The organism is Streptococcus sp. 4155 (assembly GCF_013276695.1).
GTDB lineage: Bacteria > Bacillota > Bacilli > Lactobacillales > Streptococcaceae > Streptococcus > Streptococcus pseudopneumoniae.
The window spans coordinates 1-22,736 of the sequence record NZ_VMLM01000052.1 but is presented as its reverse complement, the minus strand read 5'-3'; the positions used below and the strand labels follow the sequence as shown (position 1 = coordinate 22,736).

Here is a 22,736-nt window from a genome sequence, read left to right as displayed (position 1 = left end):
AGCAGCCTGCGGCTAGCTTCCTAATCTGCTCTTTGGTTTTCATTGAGTATCAGTGACTAACTCATCAACTCTGATTTATCCAATAAAATTGAAAAGGATGGAAAAAAGGTTGCATTTATGATATAATTTATTTTAAAGACCTTATTAGAAATCTTGAGAGAGTATTGAAAACTTAGAATGAGAAAAATTGTTATCAATGGTGGATTACCACTACAAGGTGAAATCACTATTAGTGGTGCTAAAAATAGTGTTGTGGCCTTAATTCCGGCTATTATCTTGGCTGATGATGTGGTGACTTTGGATTGCGTTCCAGATATTTCGGATGTAGCCAGTCTTGTCGAAATTATGGAATTGATGGGAGCTACTGTTAAGCGTTATGACGATGTCTTGGAGATTGATCCAAGAGGTGTTCAAAATATTCCAATGCCTTATGGGAAAATCAATAGTCTTCGTGCATCTTATTATTTTTATGGAAGTCTTTTAGGTCGCTTTGGTGAAGCCACAGTTGGCTTGCCTGGAGGATGTGACCTTGGTCCTCGTCCGATTGACCTACACCTTAAGGCTTTTGAAGCTATGGGTGCCACTGTTAGCTACGAGGGAGATAACATGAAGTTATCTGCTAAAGATACAGGACTTCATGGTACAAGTATTTACATGGATACGGTTAGTGTAGGAGCAACGATTAATACGATGATTGCTGCGGTTAAAGCAAATGGTCGTACTATTATTGAAAATGCAGCCCGTGAACCTGAAATTATTGATGTAGCTACCCTCTTGAATAATATGGGTGCCCATATCCGTGGGGCAGGAACCAATATCATCATTATTGATGGTGTCGAAAGATTACATGGGACACGTCATCAGGTGATTCCAGACCGCATTGAAGCTGGAACATATATTTCCTTAGCTGCTGCAGTTGGTAAAGGAATTCGTATCAATAATGTTCTTTACGAACACCTAGAAGGATTTATTGCTAAGTTGGAAGAAATGGGAGTGAGAATGACTGTATCTGAAGACAGCATTTTTGTCGAGGAACAGTCTAATTTGAAAGCAATCAATATTAAGACGGCTCCTTACCCAAGCTTTGCAACTGATTTGCAACAACCGATTACCCCACTTTTACTAAGAGCGAATGGTCGTGGTACAATTGTCGATACGATTTACGAAAAACGTGTAAATCATGTTTTTGAACTAGTAAAGATGGATGCGAACATTTCGACAACAAATGGTCATATTTTGTACACGGGTGGACGTAGTTTACGTGGAGCCAGTGTTAAAGCAACTGACCTGAGAGCAGGTGCAGCTTTAGTTATTGCTGGTTTGATGGCCGAGGGACAAACTGAAATTATCAATGTCGAGTTTATCTTACGTGGTTATTCTGATATTATCGAAAAATTACGTAATCTAGGAGCGGATATTAGACTTGTTGAGTATTAAACCGTAGAGGTGTTTATGAATATTTGGACCAAATTAGCAATGTTTTCTTTTTTTGAAACGGATCGCTTGTATTTGCGTCCTTTCTTTTTTAGTGATAATCAGGACTTCCACGAGGTAGCTTCAAATCCAGAAAATCTTCAATTTATTTTCCCAACGCAGGCAAGTCTGGAAGAAAGTCAGTATGCACTTGCCAATTACTTTATGAAGTCCCCTTTGGGAGTGTGGGCAATTTGTGACCAGAAAAATCAACAAATGATTGGTTCTATTAAATTTGAGAAGTTAGATGAAATCAAAAAAGAAGCTGAGCTTGGCTATTTTTTGAGAAAAGATGCTTGGTCGCAAGGATTTATGACAGAGGTTGTTAGAAAAATTTGTCAGCTTTCTTTTGAAGAATTTGATTTAAAACAATTATCTATTATTACCCATCTCGAAAATGAAGCAAGTCAACGGGTTGCCCTTAAGTCTGGATTTCGATTGATTCGTCAGTTTAAAGGAAGTGATCGTTACACAAGAAAAATGCGGGATTATCTTGAATTTCGGTATGTAAAAGGAGAGTTCAATGAGTAAGCATCAGGAAATTCTAAGCTATTTGGAGGAATTACCAGTAGGTAAAAGAGTCAGTGTTCGTAGTATTTCCAATCATCTAGGAGTTAGTGATGGAACAGCCTATCGGGCTATTAAAGAAGCTGAAAACCGTGGAATTGTGGAGACCCGTCCTAGAAGTGGAACAATTCGTGTTAAATCCCAGAAAGTTGCTATAGAGAGATTAGCGTTTGCTGAAATTGCAGAGGTGACTTCTTCTGAGGTTCTGGCTGGGAAAGAAGGTTTAGAGAGAGAATTTAGTAAGTTCTCTATCGGTGCCATGACTGAACAAAACATCCTATCCTACCTTCATGATGGGGGACTCTTGATTGTCGGAGACCGGACCCGTATCCAATTACTAGCGCTGGAAAATGAAAATGCCGTTTTGGTTACAGGTGGTTTTCATGTTCATGATGATGTGCTTAAACTGGCAAATCAAAAAGGGATTCCTGTTCTAAGAAGCAAGCATGACACTTTCACTGTTGCGACTATGATCAATAAAGCCTTGTCAAATGTCCAAATCAAGACTGATATTTTGACAGTTGAGAAGCTTTATCGTCCAAGTCATGAGTATGGTTTTCTGAGAGAGACAGACACCGTTAAAGATTATTTGTACTTGGTACGCAAGAATCGTAGCAGTCGTTTTCCTGTTATCAATCAACATCAGGTTGTTGTTGGCATTGTAACCATGAGAGATGCTGGTGATAAGTCACCAAGTACCACAATTGACAAGGTCATGTCTCGTAGTTTATTTTTAGTTGGATTATCGACAAATATTGCCAATGTGAGTCAACGGATGATTGCTGAAGACTTTGAAATGGTACCGGTTGTTCGGAATAATCAAACCTTGCTTGGAGTTGTGACACGACGAGATGTCATGGAGAAGATGAGTCGTTCCCAAGTTTCTGCTCTACCAACTTTTTCTGAGCAGATTGGTCAAAAACTCGCTTATCACCATGATGAAGTCGTCATTACAGTGGAACCCTTTATGCTTGAGAAAAACGGTGTTTTGGCTAATGGTGTATTAGCGGAGATACTGACTCACATGACCCAAGATTTAGTTGTGAATAGTGGTCGCAATCTCATTATCGAGCAGATGCTCATCTACTTTTTGCAGGCTGTTCAGATAGATGATACACTGCGCATTCAAGCACGCATTATCCACCATACTAGACGGTCAGCTATTATTGATTACGATATTTATCATGGTCATCAGATTGTTTCAAAAGCAAATGTAACCGTTAAAATTAATTAGAAACTAGGAGAAAAAATGATAACATTAAAATCAGCTCGTGAAATCGAAGCTATGGATAAGGCCGGTGATTTTTTAGCAAGTATCCATATTGGCTTGCGTGATTTGATTAAGCCTGGCGTAGATATGTGGGAAGTTGAAGAATACGTTCGCCGTCGTTGTAAGGAAGAAAATTTCCTTCCGCTTCAGATTGGAGTTGACGGTGCCATGATGGACTATCCTTATGCTACCTGTTGCTCTCTTAATGATGAAGTAGCTCATGCTTTCCCTCGTCACTATATCTTGAAAGATGGTGATTTGCTCAAGGTTGACATGGTTTTGGGAGGTCCAATTGCTAAGTCTGATTTGAATGTCTCAAAATTAAACTTCAACAATGTTGAGCAAATGAAGAAATACACTCAGAGCTATTCTGGTGGTTTAGCAGACTCTTGTTGGGCTTATGCTGTAGGTACACCGTCCGAAGAAGTGAAAAACTTGATGGATGTAACTAAAGAAGCAATGTATAAGGGGATTGAGCAAGCTGTTATTGGGAACCGTATTGGTGATATTGGTGCAGCCATTCAAGAATACGCTGAAAGTCGTGGTTACGGTGTAGTGCGTGATTTGGTTGGTCATGGTGTTGGCCCAACCATGCACGAAGAACCAATGGTTCCTAACTATGGTATTGCTGGTCGTGGACTTCGTCTCCGTGAAGGAATGGTCTTGACTATTGAACCAATGATTAATACAGGTGACTGGGAAATCGATACAGATATGAAAACCGGTTGGGCGCATAAGACCATTGACGGTGGATTGTCATGTCAGTATGAACACCAATTTGTCATTACGAAAGATGGACCTGTTATCTTGACTAGCCAAGGTGAAGAAGGAACTTATTAATAAAAATTGAAAAGACTACTGGAAGTTTATTTTGATAAAAAATCCAGTAGATCTTTTCATAATAAAACGCATTGTATCAAGTGTTAGGGGCTGATATCATGCGTTTTTCTGACTTTAAGATTTTTTCCAACTCTGTTTGTAACCACATCATAACAGAGGGTCTAGGATTCAGGGCTCTCCTCCTATATACTATTAGTAAAGCAAAACTAGGGGAGAATATTTTAGTGTCGCAATCTATTGTTCCTGTAGAGGTTTTACGATATCGTTGTTTTGGTTTTAAAAAGAGAAATGGAATTCTGTTTAACGTTCGTATTGCCAATCTTAAATTTACCTTTTTTATATTGATGTATTGAGCTAGTTCATGAAAAAATTAAGTGAAAAAGTCGAGTGTTTTAGAAACCTACAGTGTAGTATTCTAGTTTCAATCCGCTATATTTTGCTACTCCCCGTAAAGTTTCTATTTTCCCTGATTTCTGATATAATAGAAATATTGACTTCAAGAGTAAGGAAGAGAAGATGAACGCATTATTAAATGGAATGAATGACCGTCAGGCTGAGGCGGTGCAAACGACAGAAGGTCCCTTGTTGATTATGGCGGGGGCTGGCTCTGGAAAGACCCGAGTTTTGACCCACCGTATCGCTTATTTAATCGATGAAAAGCTGGTCAATCCTTGGAATATCTTGGCTATTACCTTCACTAACAAGGCTGCGCGTGAGATGAAAGAGCGTGCTTATAGCCTTAATCCAGCTACTCAGGACTGTCTGATTGCGACCTTTCACTCCATGTGTGTGCGTATTCTGCGTCGCGATGCGGACCATATTGGTTACAATCGCAATTTTACTATTGTAGATCCAGGGGAGCAGCGAACTCTCATGAAACGCATTCTCAAGCAGTTGAACTTGGATCCTAAAAAATGGAATGAACGAACTATTTTGGGAACCATTTCCAATGCTAAGAATGATCTGATTGATGATGTAGCTTATGCTGCCCAAGCTGGCGATATGTATACGCAAATCGTGTCCCAGTGTTATACAGCTTATCAGAAAGAACTGCGTCAGTCGGAGTCGGTTGACTTTGATGATTTGATTATGCTGACCCTGCGTCTCTTTGATCAAAATCCTGATGTCTTGACCTACTATCAGCAGAAGTTTCAGTACATCCATGTTGATGAGTACCAAGATACCAACCACGCTCAGTATCAATTGGTCAAACTCTTGGCTTCACGCTTTAAAAATATCTGTGTGGTTGGGGATGCGGATCAGTCCATCTACGGTTGGCGTGGTGCTGATATGCAGAATATTTTGGATTTCGAGAAAGATTATCCCCAAGCCAAGGTTGTTTTGTTAGAAGAAAATTATCGCTCTACGAAGACTATTCTTCAAGCGGCCAACGAGGTCATTAAAAACAACAAAAACCGCCGTCCTAAGAATCTCTGGACCCAAAATGCTGATGGGGAACAAATCGTTTACTATCGTGCCAATGATGAACTAGATGAGGCTGTATTTGTAGCCAAAACCATCGATGAACTTGGTCGGAGTCAAAACTTCCTTCACAAGGATTTTGCAGTTCTCTATCGGACTAATGCGCAGTCCCGTACTATTGAGGAAGCCTTGCTTAAGTCCAATATTCCTTATACCATGGTTGGTGGAACCAAGTTCTACAGCCGTAAGGAAATCCGCGATATTATCGCTTACCTTAACCTCATTGCCAATTTGAGTGACAATATCAGTTTTGAGCGCATTATCAACGAACCGAAACGAGGAATTGGGCCAGGAACGGTTGAGAAAATTCGTGACTTTGCGAATGTGCAAAACATGTCTATGCTGGATTCTTCTGCTAATATCATGTTGTCTGGTATCAAGGGGAAAGCAGCCCAATCTATCTGGGATTTTGCCAATATGATTCTGGATTTGCGGGAGCAACTGGACCAGTTAAGCATTACTGAGTTGGTTGAGGCCGTCCTAGAAAAAACAGGTTACGTCGATATTCTAAATGCTCAAGCGACTTTAGAAAGCAAGGCTCGGGTTGAAAATATTGAAGAGTTCCTTTCTGTGACGAAAAACTTTGATGACACCTCTGATGGGCCAGAAGAAGAAACTGGTTTGGATAAACTAAGTCGTTTCTTAAATGACTTGGCCTTGATTGCGGACACAGATTCAGGTAGTCAGGAGACATCAGAAGTGACCTTGATGACCCTGCATGCTGCCAAAGGTCTCGAGTTTCCAGTTGTCTTTTTGATTGGGATGGAAGAAAATGTCTTTCCACTTAGTCGTGCGGCTGAAGATCCAGATGAATTAGAAGAAGAGCGCCGTCTAGCCTATGTAGGTATCACGCGTGCAGAGAAAATCCTCTATCTAACAAATGCCAACTCGCGCCTGCTTTTTGGTCGTACCAACTACAACCGTCCCACTCGTTTTATTAACGAAATCAGCTCGGACTTACTTGAGTATCAAGGTCTGGCTCGTCCAGCAAATACAAGCTTTAAGGCATCTTATAGCAGTGGTGGGGTTGCCTTCGGTCAAGGTATGAGTCTTGCCCAGGCTCTTCAAGACCGTAAACGCAGTGCTGCCCCAAAATCTATCCAGTCAAGCGGTCTCCCATTTGGTCAATTTACAGCTGGAGCAAAATCAGCTTCTAGCGAGGCAAATTGGTCCATTGGTGACATTGCCCTCCACAAGAAGTGGGGAGAGGGAACTGTTGTGGAAGTTTCAGGTAGCGGTGCTACGCAGGAATTGAAAATCAATTTCCCAGAAGTAGGTTTGAAAAAACTTTTGGCTAGTGTGGCCCCAATTGAGAAAAAAATCTAATTTTTCATCCTTCTCACGAATAATAAAGTGAGGAGGATTTTTATGTACAGTATTTCATTCCAAGAAGATTCACTATTACCAAGAGAAAGACTGGCCAAGGAAGGAGTTGAAGCGCTCAGTAATCAAGAGTTGCTAGCTATTTTACTCAGGACAGGAACACGTCAAGCTAGCGTTTTTGAAATTGCCCAGAAAGTCTTGAGCAATCTTTCAAGCCTAACGGATTTGAAAAAAATGACCCTGCAGGAATTGCAGAGTCTGTCTGGTATCGGCCGTGTTAAGGCCATAGAATTACAAGCTATGATTGAACTGGGCCATCGTATTCACAAACACGAGACTCTTGAGATGGAAAGTATTCTCAGCAGTCAAAAGTTGGCCAAGAAGATGCAACAGGAATTGGGGGACAAAAAACAAGAGCACCTGGTGGCGCTCTATCTCAATACTCAAAATCAAATCATTCATCAACAGACCATTTTTATCGGTTCTGCAACTCGTAGTATCGCTGAGCCGCGAGAGATTCTTCACTATGCTATCAAGCATATGGCGACTTCACTCATCTTGGTCCACAATCACCCTTCGGGAGCGGTAGCCCCTAGCCGAAATGATGATCATGTCACTAAAATTGTTAAAGAAGCCTGCGACCTGATGGGGATTGTCCTCTTGGACCATTTGATTGTCTCACAATCTAGTTACTTTAGTTACCGTGAAAAGACAGATTTAATCTAAAGTTCATTAACAACATAGTCAAAGAGGTTTTTATCTTTGGGGCGATTTTCAAATAGAAATTCTGGGTGCCATTGGACACCGAGAAAGGCAACATCATCCGTACTCATGACAGCTTCAATAATACCATCTTTAGGATCATGAGCCGCAATCTTTAAATTTGGTGCTAAATCCTTGATACTCTGGTGATGGAAGGAGTTGATATGGGAGATTTCTCCATAGATTTCTCGGAGAACAGTATCAGGTTCTGTCACCAAGCGTTGAGTTGTGTACTCGGCAGAACAATTCTGCCAATGATCTTCGATATCTTGGTACAGAGTTCCGCCCATGGCAACGTTAAAAAGCTGAGTCCCACGACAGACGGAGAAAATAGGCTTTTTCTGTTTGATAGCTTCCTTGATGAGGGCTAGTTCGAATATATCTCTTTGAAGGTGGTAGTCATCGCTATCAATGGTTTTTGGTTCACCATAGAATTTTGGATCAACATTTTGCCCACCTGTCAAGATGAGCTTGTCAATCATACTGATATAGTGGCAGGCCATTTCTTGATCACCAATCGGTAGGATGATGGGAATCCCTCCAGCGTCTTTAACGCCTTCCACAAAGCCTTTTGCTGCGTAGCTCATCATGATGTCATCATCCGGATGAGTTTTTTCGTTTCCTGTTATCCCAATAACTGGTTTTTTCATAAAATGATTTTCGCTTTCTAATCCTCTTTTCGCATGAAGTAGAGGAGGGTTTGGAGTTCACTTGTCAAATCGACATACTGAACGACCACATCTTTTGGTAAATGCAGATGGACTGGTGAAAAACTAAGAATTCCTTTCACACCAGCATCTACCAAGAGATTAGCAACCTCTTGTGACTTAACACTGGGAACGGTCAGGATAGCAGTCTTGACATCGGCATCCTTGATTTTATCCTTGATTTGAGAAATTCCGTAAATGGGAATCCCGTCAGGAGTTTGGGTACCGACTTCAGGATGGTCATCCAGGTCAAATGCCATGATAATCTTCATCTTGTTACGCTCATGAAAGCGGTAGTGGAGAAGGGCATGGCCCATATTTCCAATACCAACCAGCATGACATTGGTAATAGAGTTATCATTGAGCAAATCGGCAAAAAATGTCATCAGTTTTTTGACATCATAGCCAAAACCACGACGACCAAGTTCACCAAAATAGGAAAAATCACGACGTACGGTCGCTGAATCAATACCGATAGCCTCTGCAATTTGTTTAGAGTTGGCACGTTCAATCTTTTCTGCATGAAATCTCTTAAAAATTCGATAGTAGAGAGAGAGTCTTTTCGCTGTAGCTTTTGGAATAGCAAACTGTTTATCTTTCACAAAATCACAACCTTTCTATTCTTCTATTTTATAGAAACATTGTGAAAAAATCAACAAAAACAAGAAAAAACTAAGAAAAATCTTAGTTTTGATGTAAAAAATCTGTATGTGATAGAAAACGGTAGAGGTCTCCGACCAGACCCTGATAAATTTTCTGGCTATTAAAAGTCAGAGAAGTTACATAAAGTGTATCTGGCAGGGTCACACATCCTGACAAAGCCAGCATGAGAGCTTCATAATCCTCATACTTGAGTGTACGCTCTACATGATAGCTGTCCTTATAGGTCAATTCAAACATATGGGACCTATCTTTCTGATTTTGTAAAGACACCACGTTCTACCAAGCTATCCATGAGGAAGTAGAATTTTTCCTGATGAATGTGGTGGTCTTCTGATTTGAAAATATCAACTAGACGAAGACCAAACTTGTCAGTGATATTGATTTTAGCCCCTGTAAGTTCCTTGTTAATGATGATTTTGAGTTGGAAGCCTTCACCGCTGTTTGGCACTTTTTCCAAAAGGCGAGTCAATTCATAGTTACCAACCTTAGTCTCAAAAAAGGTGTTATCTTTGAGGGTGAATTTTTTAACAGAAGGGCTAAGAGTGTAGTCGTAACGACAATTTTTTAACTGAATGGTTTTTTCAAATGCCATATGGCTAACCTCCGATAATTTCTTTTAAGGTTTTTGCGAGGGTTTGTAGGTCTTCAACAGTATTTTGTGGCGACAAACTGATACGAACGGATTCCTTCAAGCGTTCTGAATTTGCCCCGTACATGGCTTCAAGAACATGGCTGGATTGGACAATGCCTGCCGTACAGGCTGAGCCAGTAGAGATAGAAATTCCAGCCAAATCTAGCCGAAGGAGTAAAAGGTCATTTTTCTGATCAGGAAATCCAATATTGAGAACATAAGGGAGATGATCTTGTCCTCTATTCACGTAATACTGAATTCCTTCTAGCTCTGCAAGAAAGGCAGTTTCTAGATTTTGTACATGTTGGAAATGTTCTTCCTGTTTTTCTAGGTCTTCTTTTAGGGCTGCAACCATACCCACGATGGCAGCTAGATTTTCAGTTCCGGCTCGTTTTTTCTGTTCTTGGTCTCCGCCATGAAGATAGGAATCAAAATCCATGCTAGATGCGTAGAGAAAACCGATTCCCTTAGGACCATGGAATTTATGGGCAGAAGCAGTGAGAAAATCAATGCCCAATTCTTCTGGATGAATAGGGATTTTACCAATAGCCTGAACTGCATCGACATGATAGGCGGCTGGGTGTTGCTTGAGTATTTGGCCAATTTCAGCAATGGGCAGTAGGTTTCCAGTCTCATTATTGGCAAACATGGTAGAAACCAAAATCGTATCGTCACGTAAGGCCTCTTGAATTTGCTGGGCGGTGATTTCTTGATTTTCTGGCTGGATAATGGTTGCTTCAAACCCAAAGTGTTGAACCAAGTAATCAATTGTTTCAAGGACAGCATGGTGCTCGATGGCAGTTGTGATAATATGTTTTCCTTGTTCTTGGTGACGAAGGCAGTAACCAATGATAGCAGTATTGTTGCCTTCTGTCCCACCAGAAGTGAAAAAGATATGTTGAGGTTTTGTCCCCAGTAACTGAGCTAGCTCCTGACGGGCTTCTCGCAATAGTTTGCCAGCTTGACGACCATGAGCATGAATACTAGAAGGATTTCCATAGGTTTCTTGCATAACCTCGGTCATAGCTGAAATAGCAACTGCTGACATAGGAGTCGTTGCAGCATTGTCCAAATAAATCAAAGAATCACCTTATTTCTTTTTGTTGTAGGCAAAGAGTGGGCTGACTGGTTTTCTTTCGTGGATACGGACGATAGCATCACCAATTAACTCACTAGCAGTGATGTAGCATACGTTTTTAGGAGTTTTTTCTTTTGTTGCTACTGAATCAGTCACAAGAATTTCTTTAATATTAGTATTGTCAAGAAGTTCAGCAGCTCCTTCGACGAAGAGGCCGTGGCTAGAAACAGCATAAATTTCTGTAGCTCCTTCACGTTCAACGATTTTAGCAGCTTCAGAGAAGGTACGTCCTGTATTTAAAATATCATCAATCAAGATAGCTTTCTTACCTTCAACATCACCAATGATATAACCTTCGTTGCGAGTTGCATCGTCTTGAGGATAGTCGATAATGGCGATAGGAGCGTCAAGATATTCAGCCAAGCTACGCGCACGTTTGACACCTGAATTTTTAGGGCTAACGACAACAACATCTGAACCGAGTAGTCCCTTATCGCAGTAATGTTTTGCAAATAGGGGGACAGTGAAAAGATTATCCACTGGAATATCAAAGAAACCTTGAACCTGAACGGCATGCAAATCAAGAGTCAGGATACGATCAACCCCAGCCTTAACCAGCATATTGGCAACTAGTTTTGCTGTAAGTGGCTCACGAGGACAAGCAATGCGGTCTTGACGTGCATAGCCAAAATATGGAAGGACAACGTTGATACTGTGGGCACTTGCACGCACACAAGCGTCGACCATGATCAACAATTCCATTAGGTGGTTGTTGACAGGGAAACTTGTTGATTGGATGATGTAAACATCATAACCACGGACACTTTCTTCGATATTCACTTGGATTTCTCCGTCTGAAAATTGACGTGACGATAGTTTTCCAAGTGGGACACCAACAGCTTCAGCAATTTTCTGTGCAATCTCTTGGTTAGAGTTGAGTGCGAAAAGTTTCATGTTTTTTCTATCTGACATTATAGACCGTCCTCTGTAAACTTTTTAAATCCTAGTGATATTTATCTTACATATATGAACTAGAACCTGTGTATTTTTATCTTTTCTATTTTACCAAAAAATGGAGATTATTTCAGCTATTTTTCATGCTTTTGACAAATCGAACCAATTTTGAAGGAGCTTTTTGATAGGAAATCTGATTTTCCTCTAAAAATTGCTGGAAATCCTGTTTGCCTTGCTCATGATTTTCCACTTCAAGCTCTAATTCATAATCTGTCATATCAAAGTACTGACTTTCATCCAGTGCCATGAGGCCAATAGCTGTTTGCATTTCATAGCGAAGCGTTGTTAGACAACCAAGAACCTGCCATTCACTAGTTTGGCTACCATGTTTCGCCAATTCATCCAATACTATCCCTTGAGGAAATTCTTTCTTGCTCAGATAGTTTTCAGCATCTTTTAGTTGCAATTTTTGGTTGTATTCCATGTTTCCAACACTCTGCGGGACTTTGAGTGTCAATTCTGCCCAGTCTTCAAAAGTTCGAATGCGCATAGCAACTTTCTTTTCTCGCAGCTCAAAATCAGGTGTGTCGATGTAGTAATTTTTTTGAAGAACAGGAGTGACACCTGTGAACTGGTCTTTTAGACGATCATACTCATCTTTTTTCAATAGTGTTTTCAATTCAATTTCTAAATGTTTCATTTTTCTTACCTTTTCTTTATCGTTGAAAGCGGATTTATGGTATAAACTGCTTGCGGTTTCCTGTACCCTTGAAATCATTGGTTTTATAGTGTATATCTAAAAGTGAATACGAGATTGAATACGACTTTACTTTTAGCTGGAGCGGATGAAATCCATGAGCTGATCAACGACTTCAAAACGTTGATTATCATTGATGTGGGTATACATATCAAGAGTGGTTTGGACATTGTTGTGACCTAATCTGTCCGAAATGATTTTGGCTGTAACACCTGCTTCAAAGAGGAGAGAAGCGTGTGTGTGCCTGAAACCGTGAGGAGTGATTTTTTTGACATCTTTATGTTCACAAAAGAATCTTCTAAGTCTCTCTTTAACAGCTGAAGGAGAAATCCATCCTCCGAAACTATTCGTAAAAATATAATTTGAATCATGTTTGTAAGGCACACTAGCCCGAAAATATTCTTTTATCTGCTGACGCTTCCAGAATTTTAATACATTTAGAGTTTCATCATCTAAAGTGATAACCCTCTTACTCATTTTGGTTTTAGGGTCCTGAACAGTTTGTTTTTTATTAACAACGACAGCTGTCCGAGAAATGCTTAATCGTTTATTTTCAAAGTCAACATCTGACCACATGAGCCCAAGCGCCTCGCCACATCTCAAACCTGTAAAAGCTAGTAAGTGATAAAAGGTATACTCTACAGGCTTACAATCTACTTTGCAAACTTTAAGAAACTCCGTTAGTTCCTGCTTTGTATAATAGTTCTCCTTAGCCTTTAAAGGCTTGTTTTTAGGCTTGATAATCTTGTCTAATGGATTTGACTTAATAATGTCAATAGAAGTGGCATACTTGAAAATACGGCTGATGACAGAGTAGTAATTGGCATAGAGGATATAGCGATTGCTTAACTTGATAGCAACCTTTTGACAATAAGCTACACTGATCTGCTGGATTTTCATATCTGTAAAATACAAGTCAATCATAACATCAAGTTTTTTCTTAACGTTCTGATATGTTGTTGGTTTTACAGTGCTTTTATAGCTATCAAGCCATAACTCAGCGACTTCAGCGAAAGTAGGGTTCTGGAAATCTTCATTGTTTGAAAAACCATTCTCTTCAATATCTAAGAGAAGGTCACGTTCGGCAGCCTTTGCCTCTTTAATGGTTTTAAAACCACGTCGTGTTGTGCGTTTTTCTTTTCCAGTAGCAGGGTCTATGCCCAGGTATGTTTGAAAGAGATATCTAGTCTCTCCTTTTTTTGTAATATATTTTTTTATCATAAAAAAGTCCTTTCTTTTCGATTGCTTGCCCGCATAGTTGAAAAGGTGTAGAACTTATGATAAACTATAGTTGTATTTTTTTATCATCCTTTCCATTGCTTGCTTGATGGAAAGTTAAATCCTCACACTCAAAGTTTGGCGATGGAGAGTGTGGGGATTTTTTTGTTTTAATTCAACAAAAAACGGCAACTAAATTTATAGTTACCGTTTCTGCGTGGCAGCTTGTGCCAACCAGATTATTTGCACTAGGATTTCTCCTAGGTTAGTAACTGTATATTATCAAATATATATCATTTTGTCAAATAAGATAGCGCGCTTTGATTTCATCGCTTAAAATTTTCATCTGTGGTTCAAGTATTTGTGCAACACCAATTCCGTCTAAAGGATTGATTTTCTTAAAAATTTTCACTTTGTCAATAGTTGTAATTGAATCTAATTTCGCATAGGTTGTTTTATCTAGGTCAGATACATATTTTTCAAGACGTTGACCAGCCAATGAAACATTATCTGTAAGTTTTTGAACAAGGTCTATTGCATGTTCTTTCTCGTCTAATCGACCTTCTTTCTCCAATTTTGAGATAAGTTCATCAAAATCATCATATTCTCCAAAATGTGCTACCAGTTCATTTTCAACCTTGTCTTCAGCCGCTTTGATGAGTTGTGTAGTTAGTAGGCCAAGTCCTTCAGCTAGGTTAAACTCTAGTGGTAAATTATCGTATCCCGACTTAGATGTTAGAGGAATAACCGTGATAGTATTTCTATTCTTTTTGTCTTCTTTGGTAAGCGTAATTGCATAATGTGGCGCAGAGAATTCTGATCCAAAGTTTATGCCAAAATCAACATAGACAAGTGTGCCGTAAGGGAATACTCTATTTCTACGACGCTTTCCTTGGATTTCACGCTCTAATTGATTGCTATAGTTGGTCATACTTTGACCTAGTCTAGAGGTTTTGAAGTGATTTGGATTCTTAACAGTCAGTTGTTTCATTTTATCTGTTGAGACTGTCAATTTATCAAGATTATTTTTTTCTAGTTTGTTCATCCAGTCCCTAAGTAACTCCTTTCTTATCATCTTTTCCATTGCTTGCTTGATGGAAAGTTGAATCTTCACACTCAAAGTTTGGCGATGGAGAGTGTGGGGATTTTTTGAGTTGTTTCCAAAATGGAAACAGTTGCTAGATAAAAATTAAAAGCCCAACTCATAAGAGCAGGGCTAGAGATGTCCTCTTGGGACAGTATCATCTATTTTGTCGTCAAGCGACTTTATGATTTTATTCTAACCCTAATTTTAAAAAAAGTCAATTTTTTATTTAATATAAATCTAGTCCAAGAACCTCTTTTATCTTGTCGAGTAGTTTTTTATGGTCGTCTATATCTAGTTTGTAAGCTGGTTTATAGACTTTATCATATAACTCTTTTCCTGCTGCATCTAGCATTGCTTGTCCATCACTATCAGTCTTTTTCTTTGTTTTATAGACGATTTTCCGTTTGTCTATTTCTTGGATTTTTCGGACATAAGCATAGGCTTTGGGCTTGGACGGAGTGTTTTGATATTTATTATTTTCAATCGTGATACCACCACGATATTTCTTTCCTGATTTTTTACCAGTTAAAGGTGCTACTAGTAGTGTTCCATCGGCTTTGTCAGGAGTTGTTAAGATGATAGCGTAGTGTTTTCCGTAAAATTCATTCCCACCTTTTTGTGGGAAGTTGATTAGATAAACTTCGCCTTGTTGAAATTTCATATAATGCTCCAGATAATAAAATAAGGTGTACCTCTTAGAAGTACACCAGACCGTTTTGTCCTTGACGAACAAGGCTTTATAAGTAAATATCGTATCCTTGACGAACAAGGCTTTTGACATTATTAGTGTACTTCTTTTTTTATTTTTTGTCAAGTAATTGTTTCCAAAAAGGAAACAGTTAGTTTCATTCCCCTCTATACACTCCAACAACTGCATAGATCTTGATGTGTGTGTCTTCGGCTGGTGGGAAGTCTAGGATGATGTCTTCGTACTTGTCATTGAGTGATACGAGGCGTAAGCGTCCGTTTTCGGTATAGATCTTCTTAAAGTAAGAACGGTCTCCGTATGCGATAACTGCTAGGTCTCCGTTGTAGGTGGTCAGTCCTTTGTCTACTAAATAGAGAATGTCTCCGTCTTGGTAGTCAGGCTGCATGGAGTCTCCGCTGACCTTAGTCGCAATATCGTGATGTGGTGGTTGCTCGTCAACCTCTATAGTCTCTCTGTCTGTATCGTCGTAGCCAAATCCGTAGTTAAATCCACAAGCTGCTGCCGTCTCAGATACAACCTCAACTTGGTACAAGCTGATAACTTCCGATACTTCGTTTATCTTCGTTTCATCTTCGTTTTGCTCTGTGTACATCTCGCCGTTTGCTTTTTGTCTCTCCAGAAGCTCCTCAGAAGTCCGTAGGACGATTTTTTTATTATCTGGGGTTAATTGTACCACCTTGTCCGTTATCTGCTGTGTGAGCAAATCTGGGGACGCTGTGGGGGTGTCTCCTTTACTAATAGATGGAAAGAAGTCATCAATACTTACACCCAAAATATCGCATAGAGAAAATAGCATATCTTGATTAGCTTTACGCTCCCCCTTTTCATATCTACTAATGGTTTGTTTTGTTGTATTTAGCTTTTGAGCAAGTTCATCTTGAGTAAAACCAGCTGATTTTCTGAATAGCTTTATCTGATTTCCTATGTATTTTTTTAAGTCCATATTTTTTACTCCTGTGATGTTATATGTAGATTATATAAAAAAGTCACCGAAAACGCAACTTTTTTTATTTTTTCATTAAAAAAGTGTTGACTTGTCACCAAAATGGTGATATAATTAAATCATGGTTGAGGTAATCAACCAAATAAAAAAGGAGGTGCAGCCAATGAGGCGACAGGAACAAAGACCTAAAAAAAGAGAATTCGGCTTAAAAATCCAAATTCTCTGGTTCAAATTCGAACTTCACTACTCAATAGAGTGGTAGAAGTTTACAAGGGGCTGACCTAAAGCCCCTCCCCTTTAAAGGGGTACTGTCATTGTATCATATAGGCTGTATCTCCTGCAAGAAAAAGGAGAAAAATATGGATTGGAAAAAATTCTTGTTTGGTAACTTTGATTACGAAAAGATAAATCAAGACAATCATGCAAAAACTTCCTTGGAAATTCGAGGTGGACTTATTCCGAGTATATTGTTCTGGTCTGGTATTATCGTACTAATTTTATATTTAATTTTCAGATAGGGAGGTGGTTATGATTTGCAAATACTTTTGTATGAATTACGTAAATCCAAAGGATTGACGCAAAAAAATTTGGCAGATAAACTTGGGATATCCGAAACGGCATATCGTCAGAAAGAAAAGGGGCAACGTCCTTTTACTCAAGATGAAATGTTTTTCTTGCATAGTTTTTTTAATAAACCATTGCAAGAAATTTTTTTACCAAGATAGTCACCAAAATGGAAACATCAAAAAGGTCAAACTTTTTTCAAAATCGATAGAATAATTCTATCAAAACTGTTGACAAGTACCAACAGTTTTGAAAAGACCTATTAGTAGAAAGGAAAAAGTCAATGTATGGAGCGAAAATGAGGGAGCTGAGAACGGCTCAAAAGCTGGGCTTGCGTGAGCTTGCTAAGCGAACCTTGATAGACTACACGACCTTGTCACGGATCGAGAACGACCTGAAGGCAGTGACGCTGTCGCAGGCGGTGGTCATCGCCAAGGCGCTAGGGTGTAGGGTAGAAGATATGTTGTAGGAGGAAATACTATGAACAACGCAGCGCAAAAAGTAACACGGATTGACAAAGATGCCTGGGAGATCGCTACGGAGCTGGCGAACGAATACGGCGTATCTATTTGTCACATCATCAGCGAGAGCGTCCGCTACTGTGCAGAGAATGCCGAATTTAAGGAGATGGACGTTGTCGTTAAACGATTGGTAGTCGGCAGTAAGGTGCTGGAGTAGGAGGGTGGAGATGGAAGTTTTTCTTTATGTGGTCATTGTATCAGCTATTACTTCATTTTTGGTGACGGTAATGCTATTGCGAGGATATTCGAATAGATTGACCGAAATGCTTGAGAATTTTTTTGACAATGAATTGCAAGCACGAAAAGAGATACAAAAACTTACTTTAGATACAATGGATAGAATTGCTAACAAAAAATAGAACAAAAAAATTCACTAATAGGAGGGGAAGAGATGAATGCAAATGTAAATGTATTTTATGAATTAACTTGTAAAGACTTGAACGAAGCGATTGACGCAAAAAATAAAATCATCGCCAATACACTTGACGATGAAACTGTTGAGATAAAAATTGAATTCTTACGTGATGTTTGAACTGTAAAATCGCTCGGAGATGGTTCTATCGTAGATCGCGTAATAGAGCCATGGTCGATTGTCTGATAGCTGTAGCTGGAGAATCGCTTTTATTGCTCTCGTTTACAGTGTAGAACATTGCAGATGCCAATGTAGAATCAAGTACAAACTTGTCTATATATTTGTGTTTCTTGCTATCGGAGTAAGTAATTGTCAGTGTAATTCGACCTTTATAATCTGGGTCTATTGATGATGTAAATTTTTGTCCTGGGGCAATCATATTTCCGATAAGTGAGTTGAAGCGGTGTACAGAATTCAATGGATCCAATTCGCCATCTATCTGAATATTATCTATATATGCTGGAGTTTGGCCAAAGTTTTTAAAAACAAAGGTACGTTGTTGATTTTTAACTGCATAGACATCTACATAAACATTAATATAAGGCTTTGCCATATCCTCTGTAGCTTTCTTTGTTTGCCAGAGTGAAATGGTATTAAAAACAAAACCGATAACTGCAATTATTACTGTGATATAGAGTGTCCAAATCTGGACATTATCATTGGTGATTTGTGGCATTAGATCACTTCCTTTCTGCTTTTATTATAGCAAAAAGGAGAGAAAAATAGAAAGGAAAGAGATATGGCAAATAAGGAATTTAAAAATAGTTACATCGATAGAAAAAAATTAAGTAGTAGTCTTAAAACACTGATGACTCAGCAAGCTATTGAAAGAGCAGAGCTTGCTGAGTCTCAGCGTAAGGAACTTGAAGAATTTCTTAAGGACCTGCTTTAATTATAGCAAAATGGGGAGAAGAATAGGAAGGAAAGAGATATGAGCAGCCTATCAAAAAATTTTCTACCAATTCAAAATTTAGAAATTAAGATAGATAGCGACTCTAGTATTCCACGAGTTATTTTGAACGGGATTGATTTTCAAGCAGAAGATATTGGTCTTCAAGGTATCAAGATAATTTGGGAAACAAAGACAGATGAAGTGCCAGAGACACTCATTCAGGTTGATTACATAACTAATCGTGAAGCGCCTCATATAGTATCTGTCAAACAGTCGTTTCAAAATACTTTACTTAAATAGTTGTGGCGAGTTTTATTTACTTTATATCAAATTTAGAAAGGAACTTTATGAACGAAATTTTTAATTTTCACGGGCAGGAAGTCCGTACTTTGACAATTGATGACGAGCCGTGGTTCGTTGGGAAAGATGTTGCAGACATCCTAGGATATAGCAAGGCTAGAAATGCGATTGCTCTTCACGTTGATGAAGAGGACGCCCTAAAACAGGGCATCCCTACTAGTGGTGGAACACAGGATATGTTGATCATCAACGAATCTGGTCTCTACTCTCTTATCTTATCCAGCAAGTTGCCTCAAGCTAAGGAGTTCAAGCGCTGGGTGACATCAGAGGTCTTGCCAGCTATTCGTAAGCAGGGCGGTTTTATCCGTGAGGACTTGGACGAGGATGCTTTTATCGCTCTCTTCACTGGCCAGAAGAAATTGCGTGAGCAACAGACTAGCATGTTGGAAGATATCGACTACCTCAAGAGTGAGCAACCGATTCATCCAAGCTATGCTCAATCGCTCCTGAAGAAGCGTAAGGCTAGGGTTGTGGCTTGCCTGGGTGGCATTGATAGCCCAGCTTATGCGGATAAGATTTTTGCTCAGTCGGTATTTAGACAAGCTGAGATTGACTTTAAAGACCACTTCAACATTAGTCGCTATGACTTGCTACCCAAGAAGCATGCGGATGCCGCTCTAGCTTACTGGATGACGTGGGAGCCAAGCACCAATACCAAGATGAAAATCATGGAACTGAACGCATTTAGTCAAGCGTAGGGAGGGAAAGAAAATGAGACCAAGACGATATCCGTATAGTGGAAAAAGAAAAAAGCAATCTGATAGACAGATTGCTAAGTTAAAAAGAGATATTGATGTAAATCGTACAAATATATCATCTTTAAAATTCGTTATAGAAACTTTAAGTAACCATCAGAATTATCGATAACTTGATAACCTTGAGCAGTTGCTTCTTCGATAATTTCAGCTTTAGACATTTCAAAATCAGATAACTGAATTACTGCGCTAGGTTTATCAGTAGTCGACTCTGAAAAATAAGATAATAGAATATTATCGAGATTTTCCCAGGTTAGTTTCTTAACAACGTGGTTTGGCTTATGGCTAAGCTTACTCATTTTTTGAACCTCCTTTCTGCTGAAGTTTTGACTAAAACGGTGAGAGGTCCTAGTCAAGAGTATTATAGCAATTTAGGAGGATATTACATCAGTCTTGAGGCTGATGTAGGAGGTTGAATGGAAGATAAAATTATCGAACTTGCTGATTACTTCATCAGCGAGAACACAACGTACAGAGAAGCTAAAATAGCGTGTGAGAAGCTATTTAGACAAGTCAGCCATGAGATAGAACTCAGGGCGATGGAAAGTAGAACAGTTTGACAAGAACGCAAAAAAGCACCTGACGGCAATCAGGCGCATACTAAAACAATTTAAACCATTATATCACAAAAATGCTTGCCCGCATAGTTGAGAGGATGTAGAAAATGGAAGGTATAACGTTACAATTACGATTAGACGGCGAAAGTGCTGAATTGTTCACAAATCAATTATTGGCTTTTGCTGAAAAGCAGGTCAAGGAGCAATTAGAGAACGATCGCATGCCAATCAATCAACAGGCTTTGATGGAGAAGTTTGGCTTCACTCATAGCTATATTAAGAAGTTAGAACGTAAAGGATTGAGATTTCGTAAGCAAGGGAAATATATTATGTACGATATTAATGATGTTTATGAGATTTTGGAATTAGAGAAAGAAGTACGAAAATTAAGAGCATAAGGAGAGAGAAGATGAATAATAAAAAAGCATACAAACATAAGATGAAAAAAGAGAATAGACCAGGTTTGCGAAATTTCTTTGAAAGATATGAGCACGAAGATGAAAATCTTAAAAAAATTGTACAAGATTTATCCAACGAGAAATTTAATCCACTTGACAAACCAAATGATTACAACGGTTCATTTGGTCATGATTTTATGTCGATAATGTGGGCAACTTTGCTTATTGATATTTTAAAAAATCTTAGAAAAGAAGTTTCGTCTTCTGCCAGTGATTTAGATTTAAAACTTGGATTTACTAAAGGATATCCGATGGCTAGTATTGTAAATACTCAGACAAAACCAACCAAAAAGAATGTAAAAATACTTAGCAAAATATTTGATAGAATGCATATTCTGTTTCCTGAAGAAACAAAACGAGCAAGAGAAAGAGAAAGCTTAGATAAATACATTGATGTGAATGAAATTTTACAGAGAACATTGTTACTTCATGGATTTAATGAATCCGCTAACGCTCTCAAAAATTATGAGAACGAAATCGATTCAGAACTAGAATCCGATGAACAAACAGAGACTGATAATAGAATTATGTCTAACATCTACGAACTAGTTATAAGTGATACCATTATTCAGTTTAACGAAGATGACACAGTGCTTAGTGTATTGAAGAAAATAAAAGAACAGACAAATTTGAAGTTTGAAGTTTTTGAAACACTGAAAGAAAAAGTTATTTAGGAGATTAAAAATGTTTGAACCACCGATTTTAGACCAGTTGATGGGAGTTGGAGCCTTGCTGATTGGATTTGCAGGAGCTTGCCGTCATATCAAATTGCAAGAACAACGAGAGGAAGAAGAGAGACGAGAAGAGCAAGAATTTGCGTCTATGATTATCCAAGGATACGAACGTGGTAGAGAGGACAAATGGCAAGAAATTCGCAAGAATATCCGTCGTCCATTTCCTGGCTTTACCTACGACAACGAACCGCCTGAAGGTTTACGTCCGGAGCCATTAGCTTTGCCAGAGCCTAAAATGCACAGCTTGAAGTGAGGAGGTCAGGAAATGGAAGAATTGATTGAATGGCTGGATAACCTGACTATGATTGTTAAAGAACTGAAAGGAAGGGAATCAGCTTCAAGACATTTTATTACGATTTTGGAAAATGATTACAAAAATCTATTACTAGTCAAAGAATACCTAACGGACTATGAAAAACTAGCTAAGGACTATCGTGATGTGGAGCTTAAAAATAAGCTGCTAAAGATTGAAAAAATGGAGCTGGAAGGCAGGTATATCTATGAGGATATGCGAATGAAGTATCGCGCTAACCGTAGGAAGTGGGGTGCTAGGTATGTCTGAAATTAAGTGGATAAAAATCACAACCGATATTTTTGACGATGAAAAGATTTGCCTGATTGATGCCTTGCCTGATCCTGATGCCATCTTAGTGATATGGTTCAAGATTTTGACACTTGCTGGAAAACATAACAGTAATGGTTTGTTGATGATGACTGATAAGGTTCACTATACAGATGAAATGTTAGCTACTATTTTTCGTAGACCATTGAATACAGTAAGAATGGCTATTGGAGTTTTTGAACAGTTTGGGATGATTGAGATTATCGATGGTATTATTAGCTTGCCAAATTGGGAAAAACATCAAAACGTTGACGGAATGGAGAAAATAAAGGAACAGACACGCAACCGTGTAGCCAAATACCGTAAAAAACAGAAAAATCTTGCTCTTGGTAACGTTACAGGTAACGTTACAGTAACGGACGGTAACGCACTAGAAGAAGATAAAGATAAGAATAAG

At 38.9% G+C, this 22,736-nt stretch carries 34 protein-coding genes; 21 read left to right on the top strand and 13 right to left on the bottom strand.

Translation table 11 applies throughout. The features are described from left to right. Window positions 1-177: 177 nt before the first annotated feature. The 6 genes from HT715_RS06835 to radC all read left to right on the top strand — a co-directional run bounded on the left by HT715_RS06835 (window position 178) and on the right by radC (window position 7,681). Window positions 178-1,437 carry a UDP-N-acetylglucosamine 1-carboxyvinyltransferase gene (locus tag HT715_RS06835; RefSeq protein WP_023940713.1) on the top strand — a complete coding sequence of 420 codons (1,260 nt, stop codon included), beginning with the start codon at window positions 178-180 and terminating at the stop codon, window positions 1,435-1,437. A gap of 15 nt (window positions 1,438-1,452) precedes the next feature. Then, window positions 1,453-2,004 (top strand): GNAT family N-acetyltransferase, encoded by a 552-nt coding sequence (locus HT715_RS06830; protein ID WP_001028719.1) that lies wholly within the window; start codon window positions 1,453-1,455, stop codon window positions 2,002-2,004. After that, complete coding sequence (gene spxR / locus HT715_RS06825) at window positions 1,997-3,274, top strand: CBS-HotDog domain-containing transcription factor SpxR (protein ID WP_000033818.1); 1,278 nt, start codon at window positions 1,997-1,999, stop codon at window positions 3,272-3,274. Before HT715_RS06830 ends, spxR begins: the two co-directional genes overlap by 8 nt. 15 nt (window positions 3,275-3,289) lie before the next feature. Beyond that, window positions 3,290-4,150, top strand: coding sequence for a methionyl aminopeptidase (locus HT715_RS06820; RefSeq protein WP_000631540.1), 861 nt, complete (start codon window positions 3,290-3,292; stop codon window positions 4,148-4,150). 516 nt (window positions 4,151-4,666) lie between these two features. Beyond that, on the top strand, window positions 4,667-6,958 hold the full coding sequence (gene pcrA / locus HT715_RS06815; RefSeq protein ID WP_000992883.1) for a DNA helicase PcrA: 2,292 nt from the start codon (window positions 4,667-4,669) through the stop codon (window positions 6,956-6,958). A 42-nt stretch (window positions 6,959-7,000) separates the two neighbouring features. Next, a complete protein-coding gene (gene radC / locus HT715_RS06810; RefSeq protein ID WP_000286927.1) occupies window positions 7,001-7,681 on the top strand; it encodes a DNA repair protein RadC in 681 nt (226 codons plus the stop codon). Here the strand turns inward: radC and HT715_RS06805 are convergent. From HT715_RS06805 to HT715_RS06755, 11 genes are all read right to left on the bottom strand, one after another. Further along, complete coding sequence (locus HT715_RS06805; RefSeq protein WP_000743339.1) at window positions 7,678-8,367, bottom strand: gamma-glutamyl-gamma-aminobutyrate hydrolase family protein; 690 nt, start codon at window positions 8,365-8,367, stop codon at window positions 7,678-7,680. The genes radC and HT715_RS06805 overlap by 4 nt on opposite strands. A gap of 17 nt (window positions 8,368-8,384) precedes the next feature. Beyond that, window positions 8,385-9,026 (bottom strand): redox-sensing transcriptional repressor Rex, encoded by a 642-nt coding sequence (locus HT715_RS06800; protein ID WP_000653403.1) that lies wholly within the window; start codon window positions 9,024-9,026, stop codon window positions 8,385-8,387. A gap of 82 nt (window positions 9,027-9,108) precedes the next feature. Next, complete coding sequence (locus tag HT715_RS06795; RefSeq protein WP_000462493.1) at window positions 9,109-9,324, bottom strand: DUF4649 family protein; 216 nt, start codon at window positions 9,322-9,324, stop codon at window positions 9,109-9,111. A 7-nt stretch (window positions 9,325-9,331) separates the two neighbouring features. Continuing rightward, window positions 9,332-9,679, bottom strand: a complete 348-nt coding sequence (locus HT715_RS06790) for a DUF1831 domain-containing protein (protein ID WP_000863540.1) — start codon at window positions 9,677-9,679, stop codon at window positions 9,332-9,334. A gap of 4 nt (window positions 9,680-9,683) precedes the next feature. Beyond that, window positions 9,684-10,799: a cysteine desulfurase family protein gene (locus tag HT715_RS06785; protein WP_138702222.1), complete on the bottom strand. Its 1,116-nt coding sequence runs from the start codon at window positions 10,797-10,799 to the stop codon at window positions 9,684-9,686. A 9-nt stretch (window positions 10,800-10,808) separates the two neighbouring features. After that, window positions 10,809-11,768, bottom strand: a complete 960-nt coding sequence (locus HT715_RS06780) for a ribose-phosphate diphosphokinase (RefSeq protein WP_001283810.1) — start codon at window positions 11,766-11,768, stop codon at window positions 10,809-10,811. Window positions 11,769-11,880: 112 nt separating this feature from the next. After that, a complete protein-coding gene (locus HT715_RS06775) occupies window positions 11,881-12,450 on the bottom strand; it encodes a CYTH domain-containing protein (RefSeq protein ID WP_138702223.1) in 570 nt (189 codons plus the stop codon). 132 nt (window positions 12,451-12,582) lie between these two features. Beyond that, on the bottom strand, window positions 12,583-13,728 hold the full coding sequence (locus HT715_RS06770) for a site-specific integrase (RefSeq protein ID WP_138702224.1): 1,146 nt from the start codon (window positions 13,726-13,728) through the stop codon (window positions 12,583-12,585). Between the two features lie 298 nt (window positions 13,729-14,026). Further along, window positions 14,027-14,770, bottom strand: a complete 744-nt coding sequence (locus HT715_RS06765; protein WP_138702225.1) for a type II toxin-antitoxin system PemK/MazF family toxin — start codon at window positions 14,768-14,770, stop codon at window positions 14,027-14,029. A 268-nt stretch (window positions 14,771-15,038) separates the two neighbouring features. Continuing rightward, a complete protein-coding gene (locus HT715_RS06760) occupies window positions 15,039-15,473 on the bottom strand; it encodes a type II toxin-antitoxin system PemK/MazF family toxin (RefSeq protein WP_138702226.1) in 435 nt (144 codons plus the stop codon). Between the two features lie 184 nt (window positions 15,474-15,657). Then, window positions 15,658-16,464 (bottom strand): S24 family peptidase, encoded by an 807-nt coding sequence (locus HT715_RS06755; RefSeq protein WP_138707256.1) that lies wholly within the window; start codon window positions 16,462-16,464, stop codon window positions 15,658-15,660. Between the two features lie 359 nt (window positions 16,465-16,823). Here HT715_RS06755 and HT715_RS06750 point away from each other — a divergent pair, with 359 nt between their 5' ends. The 6 genes from HT715_RS06750 to HT715_RS06725 all read left to right on the top strand — a co-directional run bounded on the left by HT715_RS06750 (window position 16,824) and on the right by HT715_RS06725 (window position 18,081). Continuing rightward, on the top strand, window positions 16,824-16,982 hold the full coding sequence (locus HT715_RS06750) for a hypothetical protein (RefSeq protein WP_166727863.1): 159 nt from the start codon (window positions 16,824-16,826) through the stop codon (window positions 16,980-16,982). A 15-nt stretch (window positions 16,983-16,997) separates the two neighbouring features. Next, a complete protein-coding gene (locus tag HT715_RS06745) occupies window positions 16,998-17,189 on the top strand; it encodes a helix-turn-helix transcriptional regulator (RefSeq protein WP_054388315.1) in 192 nt (63 codons plus the stop codon). Between the two features lie 122 nt (window positions 17,190-17,311). Next, window positions 17,312-17,497, top strand: coding sequence for a helix-turn-helix transcriptional regulator (locus tag HT715_RS06740; RefSeq protein WP_000274132.1), 186 nt, complete (start codon window positions 17,312-17,314; stop codon window positions 17,495-17,497). An 11-nt stretch (window positions 17,498-17,508) separates the two neighbouring features. Continuing rightward, window positions 17,509-17,706, top strand: coding sequence for a hypothetical protein (locus HT715_RS06735; protein WP_001057654.1), 198 nt, complete (start codon window positions 17,509-17,511; stop codon window positions 17,704-17,706). A 10-nt stretch (window positions 17,707-17,716) separates the two neighbouring features. Then, the gene (locus HT715_RS06730) at window positions 17,717-17,908 is read left to right on the top strand and encodes a hypothetical protein (protein ID WP_000451679.1); all 192 of its coding nucleotides are present in this window, start codon (window positions 17,717-17,719) and stop codon (window positions 17,906-17,908) included. 32 nt (window positions 17,909-17,940) lie between these two features. Continuing rightward, the gene (locus HT715_RS06725; RefSeq protein ID WP_000993373.1) at window positions 17,941-18,081 is read left to right on the top strand and encodes a hypothetical protein; all 141 of its coding nucleotides are present in this window, start codon (window positions 17,941-17,943) and stop codon (window positions 18,079-18,081) included. Window positions 18,082-18,106: 25 nt separating this feature from the next. Here the strand turns inward: HT715_RS06725 and HT715_RS06720 are convergent, their stop codons facing one another. After that, entirely contained in the window at window positions 18,107-18,637 is a 531-nt protein-coding gene (locus tag HT715_RS06720) for a hypothetical protein (protein ID WP_138707257.1), read from the bottom strand. 63 nt (window positions 18,638-18,700) lie between these two features. On the opposite strand from HT715_RS06720, the gene HT715_RS06715 reads away from it, so the two are divergent. The 3 genes from HT715_RS06715 to HT715_RS06705 are packed head-to-tail and all read left to right on the top strand — an operon-like array spanning window position 18,701 to window position 19,911. Further along, on the top strand, window positions 18,701-18,853 hold the full coding sequence (locus HT715_RS06715) for a hypothetical protein (RefSeq protein ID WP_165852420.1): 153 nt from the start codon (window positions 18,701-18,703) through the stop codon (window positions 18,851-18,853). A gap of 39 nt (window positions 18,854-18,892) precedes the next feature. Further along, complete coding sequence (locus HT715_RS06710; RefSeq protein WP_138707258.1) at window positions 18,893-19,153, top strand: hypothetical protein; 261 nt, start codon at window positions 18,893-18,895, stop codon at window positions 19,151-19,153. Between the two features lie 47 nt (window positions 19,154-19,200). Then, window positions 19,201-19,911 (top strand): ORF6C domain-containing protein, encoded by a 711-nt coding sequence (locus tag HT715_RS06705; protein ID WP_023937084.1) that lies wholly within the window; start codon window positions 19,201-19,203, stop codon window positions 19,909-19,911. Window positions 19,912-20,042: 131 nt separating this feature from the next. Here HT715_RS06705 and HT715_RS06700 read toward each other — a convergent pair whose 3' ends face one another. Then, window positions 20,043-20,267 (bottom strand): hypothetical protein, encoded by a 225-nt coding sequence (locus HT715_RS06700; protein WP_000040990.1) that lies wholly within the window; start codon window positions 20,265-20,267, stop codon window positions 20,043-20,045. Between the two features lie 117 nt (window positions 20,268-20,384). Between HT715_RS06700 and HT715_RS06695 the strand changes: the two genes are divergently transcribed. From HT715_RS06695 to HT715_RS06670, 6 genes are all read left to right on the top strand, one after another. Continuing rightward, window positions 20,385-20,528 (top strand): hypothetical protein, encoded by a 144-nt coding sequence (locus tag HT715_RS06695; protein ID WP_000389579.1) that lies wholly within the window; start codon window positions 20,385-20,387, stop codon window positions 20,526-20,528. A 104-nt stretch (window positions 20,529-20,632) separates the two neighbouring features. Continuing rightward, on the top strand, window positions 20,633-20,923 hold the full coding sequence (locus HT715_RS06690; protein WP_000398533.1) for a hypothetical protein: 291 nt from the start codon (window positions 20,633-20,635) through the stop codon (window positions 20,921-20,923). Between the two features lie 11 nt (window positions 20,924-20,934). Next, the gene (locus HT715_RS06685; protein WP_001060361.1) at window positions 20,935-21,657 is read left to right on the top strand and encodes a hypothetical protein; all 723 of its coding nucleotides are present in this window, start codon (window positions 20,935-20,937) and stop codon (window positions 21,655-21,657) included. 10 nt (window positions 21,658-21,667) lie between these two features. After that, window positions 21,668-21,970, top strand: a complete 303-nt coding sequence (locus HT715_RS06680) for a hypothetical protein (protein ID WP_050207547.1) — start codon at window positions 21,668-21,670, stop codon at window positions 21,968-21,970. A 12-nt stretch (window positions 21,971-21,982) separates the two neighbouring features. Continuing rightward, a complete protein-coding gene (locus tag HT715_RS06675; protein ID WP_138707259.1) occupies window positions 21,983-22,279 on the top strand; it encodes a hypothetical protein in 297 nt (98 codons plus the stop codon). Beyond that, window positions 22,272-22,736 (top strand): phage replisome organizer N-terminal domain-containing protein (locus tag HT715_RS06670; protein ID WP_172922871.1); only part of this gene is annotated, 465 nt, incomplete at its 3' end. The genes HT715_RS06675 and HT715_RS06670, both read left to right, overlap by 8 nt.